We start from the raw sequence: 17,973 nt of genomic DNA on the forward strand, positions 1-17,973 counted from the left end.
ATTTATCTTTTGCTTTTTACCCCTGTTCTCGGTATAAAACGCGGCGCGCGGCTCATATAAAATAAGCGCTCGATGAACTCATCGTGTCGCCACTTCCAGCCGGGTTAAGCAGTGAACTTTTAGCTTTGGCTTGGGGTCCGTTTCAGCAGAGGCGGCCGTGGAGGTGATACGAGATAATGAACCATCGTTTTCCGCTAATTCAGCGCAGCCGTTCTGGCGCGCATTTGATTCCCGCAACCCGCATTTCTAGTCTGCAAACCTGCCGATGTTATACCCATCTCGGCGCTTCTCAGGATTCCAGGGCCGGTCACGCTTTGTGAAAACTGAACAAGGGCGCTCTTGTTAATACAAGAGTTTTCTCGTGGTTTCGCCGAACCTTGTCATACAGAGTTCGGATACGTGTTTTACAATGATATGAATAAGAAACCGGTCGCACGGTCTGGTTTTCAGCATACTCTGCTGGGAAACGGAGCCGTTTATGGGTTGTTATCGCCGTATAACGCTGCGATAGTAGTCAACTGTTTTACACTTAATACAAAGAGTTGAGGTTCGCTATGTCTGACGACATGTCTTCTTTTTCGCCTTCGTCAGCGGGCGAACAGGGTGTACTACGTTCTATGCAGGAGGTTGCGATGAGCTCCGAGGAAGCCAGCAAGATGCTGCGCACTTACAATATTGCCTGGTGGGGCAATAACTACTACGACGTCAACGAACTGGGCCACATCAGCGTCTGCCCGGATCCGGACGTCCCTGAAGCGCGCGTGGATCTCGCGAAACTGGTGAAAGCCCGTGAGGCTCAGGGCCAGCGTTTGCCTGCACTGTTCTGCTTCCCGCAGATCCTGCAACATCGCCTGCGTTCTATTAACGCCGCGTTCAAGCGCGCGCGTGAGTCCTACGGCTATAAAGGCGACTATTTCCTGGTTTACCCGATCAAGGTGAACCAGCACCGCCGCGTGATTGAATCCCTGATCCACTCCGGCGAGCCGCTGGGCCTGGAAGCAGGATCCAAAGCGGAGCTGATGGCGGTTCTGGCGCATGCGGGCATGACCCGTTCAGTGATCGTCTGTAACGGCTATAAAGATCGTGAATACATTCGTCTGGCGCTGATTGGCGAAAAGATGGGCCACAAGGTCTATCTGGTCATCGAAAAGATGACCGAAATCGCCATCGTGCTGGAAGAGGCCGAACGTCTGAACGTGGTGCCGCGCCTTGGCGTGCGTGCGCGTCTGGCGTCACAAGGTTCCGGTAAATGGCAGTCCTCCGGCGGCGAGAAATCCAAGTTCGGCCTGGCGGCAAACCAGGTGCTGCAGCTGGTGGAAATCCTGCGCGAGCGCGGTCGTCTGGACAGCATTCAGCTGCTGCACTTCCACCTCGGCTCGCAGATGGCCAATATTCGCGACATCGCCACCGGCGTGCGTGAGTCAGCGCGTTTTTACGTTGAGCTGCACAAGCTTGGCGTGAATATTCAGTGCTTCGACGTGGGCGGCGGCCTCGGCGTGGACTATGAAGGGACCCGCTCGCAGTCTGACTGCTCGGTGAACTACGGCCTGAACGAATACGCGAACAACATCATCTGGGCGATCGGCGATGCCTGTGAAGAGAATGGCCTGCCGCACCCGACTGTGATCACCGAATCCGGTCGCGCGGTTACCGCGCACCATACGGTGCTGGTCTCTAACATCATCGGCGTTGAGCGTAGCGAAATCTCCGAGGCAACGCCTCCGGCAGACGATGCCCCGCGTTCCCTGCAAAGCATGTGGGAAACCTGGCAGGAAATGCACGAGCCTGGCACGCGTCGTTCCCTGCGCGAATGGCTGCACGACAGCCAGATGGACCTGCACGATATTCACGTGGGTTATTCTTCAGGCACCTTCAGCCTGCAGGAGCGCGCGTGGGCGGAGCAGCTCTACCTGAACATGTGCCATGAAGTGCAGAAACAGCTCGACCCGAGCAACCGTGCGCACCGTCCGATTATCGACGAGCTGCAGGAGCGTATGGCGGATAAGATTTACGTCAACTTCTCGCTGTTCCAGTCGATGCCGGATGCCTGGGGTATCGACCAGCTGTTCCCGGTTCTGCCGCTGGAAGGGCTGAATCACGCGCCGGAACGCCGTGCGGTGCTGCTGGACATCACCTGTGACTCCGACGGTGCCATCGACCACTACGTCGACGGTGACGGTATCGCAACGACGATGCCAATGCCTGAGTACGACCCGGAGAACCCGCCGATGCTGGGCTTCTTCATGGTCGGCGCGTATCAGGAGATCCTTGGCAACATGCACAACCTGTTCGGTGATACCGAAGCGGTGGACGTATTCGTGTTCCCTGACGGCAATGTGGAAATCGAGCTGTCCGATGAAGGGGACACCGTGGCAGACATGCTGGAATACGTTCAGCTGGATCCGAAAAAACTGCTCACTCAGTTCCGCGACCAGGTCAAAAATACCGGGCTGGACGATGCGCTCCAGCAGCAGTTCCTGGAAGAGTTTGAAGCGGGTCTGTACGGGTATACCTACCTGGAAGACGAGTAGGAAAACCTCCCTCTCCCAGTGGGAGAGGGGCGGGGTGAGGGCATCAGACCGCTAAGTCGCTTATGCCCGGTGGCGCTGCGCTTACCGTGCCTACGAATGTAGGCCGGCTAAGGCGAAGCCGTCATCCGTCAGAATGCTATACTCACTTGAACCCGTATGCATTACCGGCGATAATTCGCCCCAATAAGCGATTTACGAATCAATCCCTTCCTCGTCGGGTTTAACGACGCGGAGGGGATTTTTTTTCATCTGTTTTTAATGTATCGACTTTAAAAGAGGTCAGGACATGAGCACTTTAGGTCATCAGTACGATAACTCTCTGGTATCTAACGCGTTTGGTTTTTTACGCCTTCCGATGAACTTCCAGCCGTACGACAGCGACGCTGACTGGGTGATCACCGGCGTGCCGTTCGATATGGCAACATCTGGCCGCGCGGGTGGTCGTCACGGCCCGGCAGCGATCCGTCAGGTTTCCACTAACCTGGCCTGGGAGCATAACCGCTTCCCGTGGAACTTCGACATGCGCGAGCGCCTGAACGTGGTGGACTGCGGTGACCTGGTGTACGCCTTCGGCGACGCGCGTGAGATGAGCGAGAAGCTGCAGGCGCACGCCGAGAAGCTGCTGGCTGCCGGTAAGCGCATGCTCTCCTTCGGCGGCGACCACTTCGTGACCCTGCCGCTGCTGCGCGCCCACGCGAAGCACTTCGGTAAAATGGCGCTGGTGCACTTCGATGCGCATACCGACACCTACGCGAACGGCTGCGAGTTCGACCACGGCACAATGTTCTTCACCGCGCCGAACGAAGGTCTGATCGACCCGAACCACTCCGTGCAGATCGGTATTCGCACCGAGTTCGACAAAGACAACGGTTTCACCGTGCTGGATGCGGGCCAGGTTAACGATCGCGGCGTCGACGACATCATCGCTCAGGTGAAGCAGATCGTGGGTGATATGCCCGTGTATCTGACCTTCGACATCGACTGTCTGGATCCGGCATTTGCACCGGGCACCGGTACGCCGGTCATCGGCGGTTTGACCTCAGATCGTGCCATTAAGCTGGTGCGCGGCCTGAAGGATCTGAACATTGTCGGGATGGACGTGGTGGAAGTGGCGCCTGCGTACGACCAGTCCGAGATCACCGCGCTGGCCGCAGCGACTCTGGCGCTGGAAATGCTCTACATTCAGGCAGCCAAAAAAGGCGAATAAGCCTCGCCTTGCGTGAAAAAAAACCTCTCTACTGAGAGGTTTTTTATTGCCTTTAGAAAACGTTAAACGGGTATTCCACGTAAGCGCGGATCTCGTCCCCGCCCACGTTGTACTCGCTGGCGTTGCTGGAGACGCGCAGGACGGAGTAGCGCAGTTTCAGCTTCAGATCCTTCGCCGGACCATCCTGCACCTGGTACTGGATCTGGTTAAACCACTCGTGCTCTTTGCCGTTGCTGGTTTCAGAGGTTTTAATATTATTCCCACGCACGTAGGCAGTGGTCCAGCTCAGGCCCGGTAAGCCAAGGCCGGCAAAGTCCAGACCGTAGGATGCCTGCCAGGAACGCTCATCTTCGCCGTTAAAATCAGACCAGTAGGAGTTCGCCAGCCAGATGGTGTTACCGCCGTCACCCACGCCGCCCTTGTCGCGATAGCCGCCGTAGTTGTAGCCGGTGCTGCCGCTGCTCTGCTGGTAAGCCACTTTGAACGTGTGAATATCCCAGATGTAGCTTGCCGCCAGGCTCCAGATGGTGTTGCTGCGGCCGGTGTTGAGGCTGTCCGCGTAGCCCTGGTCCAGACGGGAGTTATAACCGTTGAAGTCGAGTACCAGCTGCTGCCCGGTGCTGAACGGCTGTTTGAAGTTCATACCCAGGTACTGCTTGTTCATTACCTCTTCATTATGAGAGGCGTACAGCGCGCCGCTGAACTGGTCGTTAAACTGATAGCTCGCGCCGCCGAAGGAGAGGCTCTTCAGCCCGCTGTCGTGGCGGTCATCGCTTTTACGCTGCTCGTCGGTGAAGTAACCAGCGTTGACTTCCAGACCGTCGATCTCTTTTGAGGTCAACATGGTGCCGGTATAGCTTTCAAACAGCAGGCGAGAATGATAGGCAGCTCTGGACGCTGATTTCCGTAGCTCAGCACGGTGTTTGATATACGCATTTTGGCGGTGGCGCCAAACTTTGCCAGATCGGATTTTGCCCGGCCATCCTCTTCCTGTTTAAAGAAGTCGATGCCGCCTGCGCCGCTTTTGCCACGGCCGCCGTCCAGGCGCACACCGTATTGAGCAATACCGTCCACACCAAAGCCCACCAGCCCTTCGGTATAGCCGGATGCAAACGTGGCGATGATCCCCTGACCCCATTCGGCTTTGTCCTGCTGGCCCTGATGGTAGTCGCGGCTGATATACGCATTGCGTAAAAACAGGTCCAGATGGCTGTCGTCAATAAAACCCTGGCTGTCGGATTGCTGGCTAGCAGCGGCAGGTAATGCGGCAAATAAGCTTAACGCAATTAATGATAATTCTTTTTTCACGGAGGGAACGTCTCTGTCTGGATATATTAATTTAAATAACTGCGGGGGTGATAATTACCGGAAAAAGTGACCTTTGCAATAATTATGTGACCAGACATTTCAATGCGATAGGGCAGATTTGGCGGGGCTTTTAGAGGTGTTATCGATACGTGCTGTTAAGTTAACAATTCATGCGAAATAAAAAGGAGGCAAAATTGCCTCCTTCTGAAATTATTTAATTCCGTCTGCGGCCATACGGTCGCGAATATGCTGTGCGCGCTCTTCTGAGGCCGGGTGATCGTCAAACATGGAGCTTTGGCGTCCCGCTTCAAGCTTGGCCAGCTTTTCGAAGCTGGTGGCTAAACCTGATGGGTTAATGCCGCGTTTGCGCAACAGATCGTAGGAGTAGTCATCCGCCTCGGACTCCTGACGCTGTGAGAACTGAGAGTTAACCAGCTTTTCACCCACGTCCCCAAGCTGTGACTGCGACAGGCTGCCAACGATACCGCCCGCAGAGGCCGCCGCTGCGCGGATGGCATTGGTGCCCAGGGCAACCTGCATCCCTTTCTTCACATGGCCCAGGGCAACGTGGCCCATTTCGTGGCCGATCACCGCTTCCACTTCGTTGTCGGTCATCATGTCCATCAGCCCGCTATAGACGCGGATACAGCCGTTCGCCATCGCGAAGGCGTTCACGTCTTTCGCCATGTACACCTTGTAGTTCACCGGCTGGCCGTTGATGTTGTCGCCCAGCGCGGAAGCAATCTTATTCAGACGCTGCGTGTAGGTACTGTTAGCCGGCGCAAGCGTGGCTTTTCCGTCCATATCTTTACAGGCCTGGTCGCTCAGCGCTTTCACCTGCGCATCGCTCAGGGAATAGGCCTGAAAGGCCTCTGCGCCTGACGTCATCAGACCGTTAGAATCCATATTCTGACAGCCGCTCAGCAGGAGCGTTGTACCCAGGGCCAGCACTATTGCACGCATTTTCATGAGGTTGCTTCCGTACTCGTTAAACTGAATAAAATCCGAAAAGGGCACCGTCAGCGAAGCCGGTGTCGGGCTAAGTATAAGGAATATCTGCAGGGCCGGGCGAGCAGATTGCGCAACATGCGAGCATGATCCAGAGATTTCTTAACAAGCAAAAGAATGCTCCATGTACATGACTTGCGGCTTGGGTTACATTGTTGGCACTTTTTTCCGGCGTAGCCCAAAACGCGCTGTCGTCAAGGGCATGGCCTTTAACAGTCCGATCTGGAGTTAAAATGTCCTCACGTAAAGAGCTTGCTAATGCTATTCGTGCGCTGAGCATGGACGCAGTACAGAAAGCCAAATCCGGCCACCCAGGGGCTCCTATGGGTATGGCTGATATCGCCGAAGTCCTGTGGCGTGATTTCCTGAACCACAACCCGCAGAACCCGTCATGGGCTGACCGCGACCGCTTCGTGCTGTCCAACGGCCACGGCTCAATGCTGATCTATAGCCTGCTGCACCTCACCGGCTACGATCTGCCTATCGAAGAGCTGAAAAACTTCCGTCAGCTGCACTCTAAAACTCCAGGTCACCCGGAAGTGGGTTACACCGCTGGCGTAGAAACCACCACCGGCCCGCTGGGTCAGGGTATTGCTAACGCTGTGGGTATGGCGATTGCCGAGAAGACGCTGGCGGCGCAGTTCAACCGTCCTGGTCACGACATCGTAGACCACTTCACCTACGCGTTCATGGGCGACGGCTGCATGATGGAAGGCATTTCTCACGAAGTGTGCTCCCTGGCAGGTACCCTGAAGCTGGGCAAACTGGTTGCGTTCTATGACGACAACGGTATCTCCATCGACGGTCACGTTGAAGGCTGGTTCACCGACGACACCGCAGCACGTTTCGAAGCCTACGGCTGGCACGTAGTGCGTGGCGTTGATGGTCACGATGCTGACTCGATTAAACGTGCAGTGGAAGAAGCGCGCGCGGTGACGGACAAACCGTCCCTGCTGATGTGCAAAACCATCATCGGCTTCGGCTCCCCGAACAAAGCGGGTACTCACGACTCCCACGGCGCGCCATTGGGTGATGCGGAAATCGCACTGACCCGCGAAGCGCTGGGCTGGAAACACCCTGCATTCGAAATCCCGTCTGAGATCTACGCTCAGTGGGATGCAAAAGAAGTAGGCCAGGCGAAAGAAGCGGCCTGGAACGAGAAATTCGCTGCCTATGCGAAAGCGTTCCCGCAGGAAGCGGCTGAATTCACCCGTCGTATGAAAGGTGAAATGCCGTCTGACTTCGACGCGAAAGCGAACGAATTCATCGCTAAGCTGCAGGCGAACCCGTCTAAAATCGCGAGCCGTAAAGCGTCTCAGAATGCGATTGAAGCGTTCGGCCCATGGCTTCCAGAATTCCTGGGCGGCTCCGCTGACCTGGCGCCATCTAACCTGACCCTGTGGTCTGGTTCTAAGCCAATCAACGAAGATACTGCCGGTAACTACATCCATTACGGTGTACGTGAATTCGGTATGACCGCGATTGCCAACGGTATCTCCCTGCACGGCGGTTTCCTGCCGTACACCTCTACCTTCCTGATGTTCGTTGAATACGCACGTAACGCCGTGCGTATGGCCGCGCTGATGAAACAGCGTCAGGTGATGGTCTACACCCACGACTCCATCGGTCTGGGCGAAGATGGTCCAACTCACCAGCCGGTAGAGCAGGTGGCTTCCCTGCGCGTGACCCCGAACATGAGCACATGGCGTCCATGTGACCAGGTGGAATCCGCGGTGGCGTGGAAATACGGCGTTGAGCGTCAGGACGGTCCAACCGCGCTGATCCTCTCCCGTCAGAACCTGGCACAGCAGGAGCGTACTCCAGAGCAGCTGGCGAACATCGCTCGCGGTGGTTACGTGCTGAAAGATTGCGCGGGCCAGCCGGAGCTGATCTTCATCGCCACCGGTTCGGAAGTTGAACTGGCGGTTGCAGCGTGGGAAAAACTGACTGCCGAAGGCGTGAAAGCGCGCGTGGTCTCCATGCCGTCTACCGACGCGTTCGACAAGCAGGATGCCGCTTACCGTGAATCCGTACTGCCTAAAGCGGTTTCCGCGCGTGTGGCAGTGGAAGCGGGTATCGCTGACTACTGGTTCAAATACGTGGGCCTGAACGGCGCTATCGTCGGTATGACCACCTTCGGTGAGTCTGCCCCTGCAGAACAGCTGTTCGAAGAGTTCGGCTTCACCGTTGAGAACGTTGTCGCGAAAGCGAAAGAACTGCTGTAATTGTTTGTACGGTGCGGGCTGATGCCCTCACCCGAGCCCTCTCCCACGGGAGAGGGTGCAAACACTAAAAAACGGTAACCTCTCGGTTACCGTTTTGCTTTTACCTTGCCGGCATTATTCCACCTAAAATGTGACGCAAGTCATATAGCTCGCTTATTCATCTGGACAGACATTCCTTTTATTCCCCGATTCGCTTATTCTTGCTGAAGCGTTTCAGTCGATTAAATGTTCGACAATTGACCAATCAATCGCAGTTTGTGACAGCAAGGATTCCCCTTCGGGCGTAGCTGGATTACTCTTTCAGCCACCTCAAACTCAGGGATTGCTTTGCAGGAGATCTATGACCGTACGCGTAGCGATTAATGGCTTCGGTCGCATCGGACGTAATGTGGTTCGTGCTTTATATGAATCCGGACGTCGGGCGGAAATAACCGTGGTGGCAATCAATGAACTGGCGGATGCTACGGGCATGGCGCATTTGTTGAAATATGACACCAGCCACGGGCGCTTTGCCTGGGACGTACGCCAGGAAAGAGATCGACTTTTTGTTGGTGACGACGCTATTCGCGTGCTGCATGAGAACAGCATCTCAGGGCTACCCTGGCGTGAACTGGGTGTGGATGTGGTGCTTGACTGTACCGGCGTGTACGGTAACCGCGAACATGGCGAAGCGCATCTTGCTGCAGGCGCGAAAAAAGTCCTCTTTTCTCATCCCGGCAGTAACGACCTCGACGCGACCGTCGTGTTTGGCGTCAACCAGCATGAGCTGCAGGCCGAACACCGCATTGTTTCCAACGCCTCCTGTACCACTAACTGCATTATTCCGGTCATCAAACTGTTAGACGATGCGTATGGCATTGAATCCGGCACCGTGACCACGATTCACTCCGCCATGCACGATCAGCAGGTTATCGACGCCTACCATCCGGATTTACGACGCACTCGCGCAGCGAGCCAGTCAATCATTCCGGTGGACACGAAACTGGCGGCAGGGATCACCCGAATTTTTCCGCAGTTTAATGACCGATTTGAAGCGATTGCCGTGCGTGTTCCGACGATTAACGTCACCGCAATCGATCTTAGCGTGACGGTGAAAAAACCGGTAAAAGCCTGTGAAGTCAACCTGTTGCTGCAAAAAGCGGCACAGGGGGCATTTCATGGTATAGTTGACTATACGGAATTACCGTTGGTCTCAGTAGATTTTAACCACGACCCGCACAGCGCCATCGTCGATGGCACGCAAACGAGAGTCAGTGGCGCACACCTTATCAAGACGCTGGTCTGGTGTGATAACGAATGGGGCTTTGCTAACCGAATGCTCGACACCACGTTAGCAATGGCCGCTCAAGGTTTCAGGTAAGACGCATTGTGCGTCTGCAAAACTTTAAGAATCAACGAGAGGATTCACCATGTCTGTAATTAAGATGACCGATCTGGATCTGGCTGGTAAACGCGTTTTCATCCGTGCCGATCTGAACGTGCCGGTTAAAGATGGCAAAGTGACCAGCGACGCGCGTATCCGTGCATCACTGCCAACCATCGAACTGGCTCTGAAGCAGGGCGCGAAAGTGATGGTCACCTCCCACCTGGGTCGTCCAACTGAAGGCGAGTACAACGAAGAGTTCTCTCTGCTGCCAGTGGTTAATTACCTGAAAGACAAACTGTCCAACCCGGTTCGCCTGGTTAAAGATTACCTGGACGGCGTTGAAGTGGCAGCCGGTGAACTGGTTGTTCTGGAAAACGTTCGCTTCAACAAAGGCGAGAAGAAAGACGACGAAACCCTGTCCAAAAAATACGCTGCACTGTGCGACGTGTTCGTGATGGATGCCTTCGGTACGGCTCACCGTGCTCAGGCGTCAACCCACGGTATCGGTAAATTCGCAGACGTTGCGTGTGCCGGTCCTCTGCTGGCTGACGAACTGGAAGCGCTGGGTAAAGCACTGAAAGAACCTGCTCGTCCAATGGTGGCTATCGTTGGTGGTTCTAAAGTTTCTACCAAACTGACCGTTCTGGATTCCCTGTCTAAAATCGCTGACCAGCTGATCGTTGGCGGTGGTATCGCGAACACCTTCGTTGCCGCTCAGGGCCACAACGTGGGTAAATCCCTGTACGAAGCAGACCTGGTTGACGAAGCCAAACGCCTGCTGAGCACCTGTGATATCCCGGTTCCAACTGACGTTCGCGTAGCGACCGAGTTCTCCGAGACCGCAACCGCGACTCTGAAATCTGTCAACGACATCAAAGACGAAGAGCAGATTCTGGATCTGGGCGACGTTTCTGCACAGAAACTGGCTGAAATCCTCAAAAACGCGAAAACTATCCTGTGGAACGGTCCTGTTGGCGTGTTCGAATTCCCGAACTTCCGCAAAGGTACTGAAATCGTTGCTAACGCTATCGCAGACAGCGAAGCGTTCTCTATCGCAGGCGGTGGTGACACCCTGGCAGCAATCGACCTGTTCGGTATCGCTGACAAGATCTCCTACATCTCCACTGGTGGCGGCGCATTCCTCGAATTCGTGGAAGGCAAAGTACTGCCAGCAGTAGCAATGCTCGAAGAGCGCGCTAAGAAGTAAGCCATTCAAGGGCAGGGAAACCTGCCCAATTTTCAGCGCGCTTTTAAGAGCTCGCACCTTTTCTAACGGCCGAAGATACAGGACTAAGCAACATGTCTAAAATTTTTGATTTCGTAAAACCTGGCGTTATCACTGGTGATGACGTACAGAAAGTGTTCCAGGTAGCTAAAGAAAACAACTTCGCTCTGCCAGCAGTTAACTGCGTGGGTACCGACTCCATCAACGCCGTACTGGAAACTGCCGCTAAAGTTAAAGCGCCAGTTATCGTTCAGTTCTCTAACGGCGGCGCTGCGTTCATCGCAGGTAAAGGCGTGAAAACTGACATTCCTCAGGGTGCTGCAATCCTGGGCGCTATCTCTGGTGCGCACCACGTACACCAGATGGCTGAGCACTACGGTGTTCCAGTTATCCTGCACACTGACCACTGCGCGAAGAAACTGCTGCCGTGGATCGACGGTCTGCTGGACGCGGGTGAAAAACACTTCGCGGCTACCGGTAAGCCACTGTTCTCTTCTCACATGATCGACCTGTCTGAAGAGTCACTGCACGAAAACATCGAAATCTGCTCCAAATACCTGGCGCGCATGGCCAAAATGGACATGACTCTGGAAATCGAACTGGGTTGCACCGGTGGTGAAGAAGACGGCGTGGACAACAGCCACATGGACGCTTCTGCACTGTACACCCAGCCAGAAGACGTTGATTACGCTTACACCGAGCTGAGCAAAATCAGCCCACGCTTCACCATCGCAGCGTCCTTCGGTAACGTCCACGGCGTTTACAAACCAGGTAACGTGGTTCTGACCCCGACTATCCTGCGTGATTCTCAGGAATACGTTTCTAAGAAACACAACCTGCCGCACAATAGCCTGAACTTCGTCTTCCACGGCGGTTCCGGTTCTTCTGCTCAGGAAATCAAAGACTCCGTAAGCTACGGCGTAGTGAAAATGAACATCGATACCGACACCCAGTGGGCAACATGGGACGGTATTCTGCAGTACTACAAAACCAACGAAGCTTACCTGCAGGGTCAGCTGGGCAACCCGAAAGGCGAAGACCAGCCGAACAAGAAATACTACGATCCACGCGTATGGCTGCGCGCTGCCCAGACTTCTATGATTACTCGTCTGGAGCAGGCATTCAAAGAACTGAACGCGGTAGACGTTCTGTAATTTGAGCTGCTAACAGCATCAGAAGGTCCGCAAATGCGGGCCTTTTTTTATGCTTTTTCAATACCCTGTCAGGCCGGTTTTTGTGATCTATTTGGCAATACTTGCGCTTTTTGTTTACCCTTTACGGACCTGCCTGTCTCCATGGGGGATGGATTTTGTGTTTTGGTTTAACAAAAGGAAGAATAAATGGAACAACTCGATGTTGTAGACAGCATCAACAACGCCGGTAACTGGCTGGTGCGCAACCAGGCGCTGCTGCTGAGCTATGCCGTGAACATCGTCGCGGCGATTGCCATCATCATCGTCGGGATGATCGTGGCGCGTATCGTATCGAACGCGGTTAACCGCGTAATGCTGGCCCGTCACATTGACGCCACGGTGGCTGACTTCCTCTCCGCACTGGTGCGCTACGGCATTATCGCCTTTACGCTGATTGCGGCGCTGGGCCGTGTGGGCGTGCAGACTGCCTCCGTCATTGCCGTTCTCGGTGCCGCCGGTCTGGCTATTGGTCTGGCGCTGCAGGGCTCGCTGTCAAACCTGGCGGCAGGCGTTCTGCTGGTCACCTTCCGTCCGTTCCGCTCCGGCGAATACGTTGACCTTGGCGGCATTGCCGGGACCGTGCTGCAGGTGCAGATTTTCTCAACGACCATGCGTACCGTCGATGGCCGCATCGTGGTCGTGCCGAACGGGAAAATCATCGCGGGCAACATCATTAACTTCTCCCGTGAACCGGTGCGTCGTAACGAACTGATTATCAGCGTGGCGTACGACTCCGACATCGATCAGGTGAAGTCGCTGATTAGCAACATCATCTCCTCAGACGATCGCATTCTGAAAGATAAAGAGCAGACTGTTCGCCTGAACGAGCTGGGCGCGTCCTCCATTAACTTCGTGGTGCGTATCTGGAGCAAAAGCAGCGATCTGCAAAACGTGTACTGGGACGTGCTGGAACGCATTAAGCGCGACTTCGATGCCAACGGCATCAGCTTCCCGTACCCTCAGATGGACGTAAACGTCAAAAAAGTCAAAGAAGCCGAATAACTTCTCCCGCAGGCCCGGTAAGCGCTAGCGCCACCGGGCTTTATTTTTATAAGCGCTGCTAATCCCCAATTAATATTATCAATTTCCTCTAATGTAATTCGCGCAGTATAGTCTCCTTCCAGAACAACACTGTGAGAATTTCGTTATGTTATCTTATTATTTTCAAGGGCTTGCCTTGGGCGCGGCCATGATCCTTCCCCTTGGCCCGCAAAATGCATTCGTTATGAACCAGGGCATCCGCCGCCAGTATCATCTGATGATTGCCCTGCTGTGCGCGGTAAGCGATTTACTGCTGATCTGTGCCGGAATTTTTGGCGGCAGCGCATTGCTCATGCAGTCACCGTGGCTGCTGGCGCTGGTCACCTGGGGCGGCGTGGCGTTTCTGCTCTGGTACGGTTTTGGTGCCCTGAAAACCGCGATGAGCAGCAACCTCGAACTGGCGAGCGCGGAAGTCATGAAGCAGGGCCGCTGGAAGATTATCGTCACCATGCTGGCGGTCACCTGGCTTAATCCGCATGTTTATCTGGACACCTTCGTGGTGCTGGGCAGCCTGGGCGGGCAGTTGGACGTTGAGCCGAAACGCTGGTTTGCGCTGGGTACGGTTAGCGCCTCTTTCCTCTGGTTCTTCGGTCTCGCCATTCTGGCTGCATGGCTGGCTCCTCGTCTGCGTACGGCCAAAGCCCAGCGCATCATTAATACGCTGGTGGGGCTGGTGATGTGGTTTATTGCCTTTCAGCTGGCAAAAGAGGGAATTCACCACGTTCAGGAATTGTTCAACTAATCCTTGTCTTATGGACAACTGAACAAGACCCGCTAAGCTTGCTGGCATGCGCCCAGTTAATGGGCACTCTTCGCAACATGGAGGAATAACAGTGAAGTTTAAGGTGATGGCCCTGGCGGCATTAGTAAGTTTTGGTGCGGTGTCGGTGCAGGCAAGTGAACTGCCGGATGGCCCGCACATCGTCACTTCAGGCACCGCAAGCGTGGACGCGGTACCCGATGTCGCAACGCTGGCAATTGAAGTCAATGTGTCTGCGAAAGATGCGGCATCTGCCAAGAAGCAGGCTGACGATCGTGTTGCGCAATACCTCTCTTTCCTTGAGCAGAACGGTGTCGGTAAAAAAGATATCAACTCCGCGAACCTGCGTACTCAGCCCGATTATGACTACCAGAATGGTAAAAGTATCCTGAAAGGCTACCGAGCCGTGCGTACCGTCGAAGTGACCGTGCGTCAGCTGGATAAGCTTAACTCGCTGCTGGATGGCGCGCTGAAGGCGGGACTGAATGAAATTCGGTCCGTGTCTCTGGGCGTTGCGCAACCGGAAAAATACAAAGACGAAGCGCGTAAAGCGGCGATTGATGATGCCATTCACCAGGCGGAACAGCTGGCTTCTGGCTTTAAGAGCAAGCTCGGCCCGGTTTACAGCGTGCGTTACCACGTCTCTAACTACCAGCCAAGCCCGATGGTACGGATGATGAAGGCTGATGCAGCCCCGGTGTCTGCTCAGGAAACATATGAGCAGCCAACCATTCAGTTTGACGATCAGGTGGATGTGGTATTCCAGCTGGAGCCAACCCAAACTCAGCAAACTGAGGCGGCTAAGGCGCAGTAATTTGCCCTCACCCTAACCCTCTCCCGCAGGGAGAGGGAATTCAAGCGATTAATCCTGTCTCAACACCTTGTGCCCGTACGCCAGCAGCGCGTCGGTGACGTTGCGCATCATGCGGCTTTCCGGCGCAAAACGGTGCCAGTAGAGCATCCGGCGCTGATACAGCCCCGGCGTCAGGTCAATCAGCTCACCGCTTTTCAACTCTTTCTCAATCTGCAGATGCGGGATCATGCAGCAGGTGGTGCCCTGACGCGCAAGCTGCACAAAGGCTTCAGACGAGTTGACGATATGGCACGGTACGCTGCCCGGCGGCAGATCGAAGTTTTGCTGCAGGAACGCCTGATGCATATCGTCCAGATGGTCGAACGCCACGGCAGGGGCTTTCAGCAGCGCGGCACGGGTGACGCCGTTCGGGAAGTAGCGCTCGGCAAAGGCTTTTGACCCCACAAACAGGTAGTCCAGCGCGCCCAGCTGATCGACAAGACAGCTTGGCAAGGCCTGAGGCTGGATACTGACCGCCCCAACCACTTCACCGCGACGCAGGCGTTCCTGGGTACGGGTTTCATCCTCAACCTGTAAATTCAGGCGAATAGGGGAGTCCGCTAATACCGGCGCAAGGGCCGGCAGCAGCCAGGTTGCCAGGCTGTCGGCGTTGACCGCCAGAGAGAGCAGCAGCGGCGTAGAGCCCGTTTGTTCGTCACCCAGCCACTCATCTTCCAGCAGTTCAACCTGGCGCAGCAGGGCGAGAAGCTTTTGCCCTTGCTCGGTTGGACGTGGCGGCACGGTACGCACCAGCAGCGGCTGGCCGAACATGTTTTCAAGCTGTTTGATACGCTGTGATACGGCGGACTGGGTGATGCAAAGCTTTTGCGCCGCGCGCTCAAAACCGCGTTCACGAATAACTGCATCAAGTGCCTGTAGTGTTCTGTAGTCCGGACGTTTCATTGCTCTGGCTGGCTCCTTAATTTTGCTTATTCTGCACTATGACACAATTTTCCCTTCGTGGCAGACGAATTCCATTCGACGTGTTCTATAATGCGCCCTGAGTTTTCACACCACAGGCAAAACGATCATGACGCAGGATGAACTGAAAAAAGCAGTAGGATGGGCCGCTCTCCAGTACGTGCAGCCGGGTACCATTGTCGGTGTCGGTACGGGATCAACCGCGGCACACTTTATCGATGCGCTGGGCACGATGAAGGGGCAAATCGAGGGCGCGGTTTCCAGCTCTGATGCTTCCACGGAAAAGCTGAAAAGCCTCGGCATTACCGTTTTCGATCTCAACGAAGTGGATCGTCTGGGGATTTACGTTGACGGCGCGGATGAAATCAACGGCCACATGCAGATGATCAAAGGCGGCGGCGCGGCGCTGACGCGCGAAAAAATCATCGCCTCCGTTGCGGACAAGTTTATCTGCATCGCGGACGCCTCCAAGCAGGTCGACATTCTGGGTAATTTCCCGCTGCCGGTCGAAGTGATCCCAATGGCCCGTAGCGCGGTTGCCCGTCAGCTGGTGAAGCTTGGCGGTCGTCCGGAATACCGTCAGGGTGTAGTCACCGATAACGGTAACGTGATCCTCGACGTTCACGGTCTGGAAATTCTTGACGCGATTGCGCTGGAAAATGCCATCAACGGCATTCCGGGCGTAGTGACCGTAGGGCTATTCGCCAACCGTGGCGCGGATGTGGCGCTGATCGGCACCGCTGACGGCGTGAAAACCATCGTAAAATGATCTGATGGGGGGAGTCCTCCCCCCGCTAAAAAATTTTTGAAAAGCTAAATTCGGTGACTTGTGTCACGTTTTTACGCCTCTTTTGCCGATCCTGCCGCGTTTGTAAATTTCCATAGCATTTTCCTCTGACATTTTGCTCTGTATGACTTTTCTTCAGAGTGCCGACGCAAACGTTCATATTGCTGCAATAGTTTTTTTTGATATGTTGGCTACGGCGGATTCATATCCAGCACAACATCAGTTCAGACAAAAACAGGGTCGGGTAAATGGCAAAGGTATCACTGGAGAAAGACAAGATTAAATTCCTGCTGGTCGAGGGCGTACATCAAAAAGCAATCGATAGCCTTCGTGCGGCAGGTTACACCAACATCGAATTTCACAAAGGCGCGCTCGATACCGAAGAGCTGAAAGCGTCCATCCGTGATGCCCACTTCATTGGCCTGCGATCCCGTACTCACCTGACTGAAGAGGTTATTGCCGCGGCGGAAAAGCTGGTGGCTATCGGCTGCTTCTGCATTGGTACCAACCAGGTTGACCTGAATGCTGCCGCGAAACGCGGTATTCCCGTCTTCAACGCCCCGTTCTCCAACACCCGTTCCGTGGCGGAGCTGGTGATTGGCGAACTGCTTCTTCTGCTGCGCGGCATTCCTGAAGCTAACGCCAAGGCGCACCGCGGCGTGTGGAACAAACTGGCGTCTGGCTCATATGAAGCGCGTGGTAAAAAGCTGGGGATTATCGGCTACGGCCACATCGGTACCCAACTGGGGATTCTGGCGGAATCTCTCGGTATGCATGTCTATTTTTACGATATCGAAAGCAAGCTGCCGCTGGGCAATGCCACCCAGGTTCAACACCTGTCTGACCTGCTGAACATGAGTGACGTGGTGAGCCTGCACGTGCCGGAAAATGCGTCCACCAAAAACATGATGGGCGCGGAAGAGCTGGCGCTGATGAAGCCGGGCTCACTGCTGATTAACGCCGCGCGCGGCACGGTTGTCGATATCCCTGCGCTGTGCGATGCGCTGAAGCGTAAGCATCTGGCGGGCGCGGCCATCGACGTCTTCCCGACGGAGCCAGCGACCAACAGCGATCCGTTTACCTCTCCGCTGTGCGAGTTCGACAACGTGATCCTGACGCCACACATCGGCGGCTCTACCCAGGAAGCGCAGGAGAATATCGGCCTGGAAGTGGCGGGTAAGCTGAGCAAATATTCCGACAACGGTTCTACGCTCTCTGCCGTGAACTTCCCGGAAGTGTCTCTGCCGCTGCACGGTGGTCGTCGTCTGCTGCACATCCACGAGAACCGTCCTGGCGTGCTGACCGCGATCAACCAGATCTTTGCCGAGCAGGGCGTCAACATTGCCGCGCAGTATCTGCAGACGAACTCGCAGATGGGCTACGTGGTTATTGATATCGAAGCGGATGACGATGTGGCCGAAAAAGCGCTGCAGAGCATGAAGGCGATTCAGGGAACAATTCGCGCGCGTCTGCTGTACTAATTGTGGCGAGGTAAATGCAAAACGGTAACGATAGTTACCGTTTTTTTATGTTTTCACCCTCTCCCTG

14 protein-coding genes and 1 pseudogene are annotated in these 17,973 nt (G+C 55.0%); 12 read left to right on the forward strand and 3 right to left on the reverse strand.

Going from position 1 to position 17,973, the window contains the following annotated elements; translation table 11 throughout:
- Positions 1–414 precede the first annotated feature (414 nt).
- The 3 genes from yqgB (at position 415) to speB (ending at position 3,738) form a co-directional block, all read left to right on the forward strand.
- Positions 415–546 (forward strand): acid stress response protein YqgB, encoded by a 132-nt coding sequence (gene yqgB / locus DEO48_RS05620; RefSeq protein WP_127312443.1) that lies wholly within the window; start codon positions 415–417, stop codon positions 544–546.
- Positions 547–554: 8 nt separating this feature from the next.
- On the forward strand, positions 555–2,531 hold the full coding sequence (gene speA / locus DEO48_RS05625; protein ID WP_023309121.1) for a biosynthetic arginine decarboxylase: 1,977 nt from the start codon (positions 555–557) through the stop codon (positions 2,529–2,531).
- A 286-nt stretch (positions 2,532–2,817) separates the two neighbouring features.
- Complete coding sequence (gene speB, locus DEO48_RS05630) at positions 2,818–3,738, forward strand: agmatinase (protein WP_014071686.1); 921 nt, start codon at positions 2,818–2,820, stop codon at positions 3,736–3,738.
- 52 nt (positions 3,739–3,790) lie between these two features.
- On the opposite strand, the pseudogene DEO48_RS05635 reads toward speB, so the two are convergent.
- Both DEO48_RS05635 and DEO48_RS05640 read right to left on the reverse strand, forming a co-directional pair.
- Positions 3,791–5,046: pseudogene (locus tag DEO48_RS05635) on the reverse strand (OprD family outer membrane porin).
- 210 nt (positions 5,047–5,256) lie between these two features.
- Positions 5,257–6,015, reverse strand: a complete 759-nt coding sequence (locus DEO48_RS05640; RefSeq protein WP_021242066.1) for a M48 family metallopeptidase — start codon at positions 6,013–6,015, stop codon at positions 5,257–5,259.
- Between the two features lie 272 nt (positions 6,016–6,287).
- Between DEO48_RS05640 and tkt the strand changes: the two genes are divergently transcribed.
- The 7 genes from tkt (at position 6,288) to DEO48_RS05675 (ending at position 14,678) form a co-directional block, all read left to right on the forward strand.
- Positions 6,288–8,279 carry a transketolase gene (tkt, locus tag DEO48_RS05645; RefSeq protein ID WP_023309118.1) on the forward strand — a complete coding sequence of 664 codons (1,992 nt, stop codon included), beginning with the start codon at positions 6,288–6,290 and terminating at the stop codon, positions 8,277–8,279.
- A gap of 340 nt (positions 8,280–8,619) precedes the next feature.
- Positions 8,620–9,639 carry an erythrose-4-phosphate dehydrogenase gene (epd, locus tag DEO48_RS05650; protein WP_032660071.1) on the forward strand — a complete coding sequence of 340 codons (1,020 nt, stop codon included), beginning with the start codon at positions 8,620–8,622 and terminating at the stop codon, positions 9,637–9,639.
- Between the two features lie 49 nt (positions 9,640–9,688).
- Positions 9,689–10,852: a phosphoglycerate kinase gene (gene pgk / locus DEO48_RS05655; protein WP_023333323.1), complete on the forward strand. Its 1,164-nt coding sequence runs from the start codon at positions 9,689–9,691 to the stop codon at positions 10,850–10,852.
- A 92-nt stretch (positions 10,853–10,944) separates the two neighbouring features.
- On the forward strand, positions 10,945–12,024 hold the full coding sequence (gene fbaA, locus DEO48_RS05660) for a class II fructose-bisphosphate aldolase (RefSeq protein ID WP_032660076.1): 1,080 nt from the start codon (positions 10,945–10,947) through the stop codon (positions 12,022–12,024).
- Positions 12,025–12,210: 186 nt separating this feature from the next.
- Positions 12,211–13,065, forward strand: a complete 855-nt coding sequence (locus DEO48_RS05665; protein WP_109844598.1) for a small-conductance mechanosensitive channel MscS — start codon at positions 12,211–12,213, stop codon at positions 13,063–13,065.
- 145 nt (positions 13,066–13,210) lie between these two features.
- Positions 13,211–13,846, forward strand: a complete 636-nt coding sequence (gene argO, locus DEO48_RS05670) for an arginine exporter ArgO (RefSeq protein ID WP_021242063.1) — start codon at positions 13,211–13,213, stop codon at positions 13,844–13,846.
- Positions 13,847–13,937: 91 nt separating this feature from the next.
- Positions 13,938–14,678 (forward strand): oxidative stress defense protein, encoded by a 741-nt coding sequence (locus DEO48_RS05675; RefSeq protein WP_023309114.1) that lies wholly within the window; start codon positions 13,938–13,940, stop codon positions 14,676–14,678.
- A 48-nt stretch (positions 14,679–14,726) separates the two neighbouring features.
- On the opposite strand, the gene argP is transcribed toward DEO48_RS05675, so the two are convergent.
- Positions 14,727–15,620, reverse strand: a complete 894-nt coding sequence (gene argP, locus DEO48_RS05680) for a DNA-binding transcriptional regulator ArgP (protein ID WP_008499727.1) — start codon at positions 15,618–15,620, stop codon at positions 14,727–14,729.
- Positions 15,621–15,747: 127 nt separating this feature from the next.
- Between argP and rpiA the strand changes: the two genes are divergently transcribed.
- Together rpiA and serA are read left to right on the forward strand one after the other, a co-directional pair.
- Positions 15,748–16,407, forward strand: coding sequence for a ribose-5-phosphate isomerase RpiA (gene rpiA / locus DEO48_RS05685; protein ID WP_003860091.1), 660 nt, complete (start codon positions 15,748–15,750; stop codon positions 16,405–16,407).
- Between the two features lie 266 nt (positions 16,408–16,673).
- Positions 16,674–17,906 carry a phosphoglycerate dehydrogenase gene (serA, locus tag DEO48_RS05690; RefSeq protein WP_109844599.1) on the forward strand — a complete coding sequence of 411 codons (1,233 nt, stop codon included), beginning with the start codon at positions 16,674–16,676 and terminating at the stop codon, positions 17,904–17,906.
- Positions 17,907–17,973 lie beyond the last annotated feature (67 nt).

The organism is Enterobacter sp. CGMCC 5087 (genome assembly GCF_003144775.1).
Classification (GTDB): Bacteria; Pseudomonadota; Gammaproteobacteria; order Enterobacterales; family Enterobacteriaceae; genus Enterobacter; species Enterobacter cloacae_M.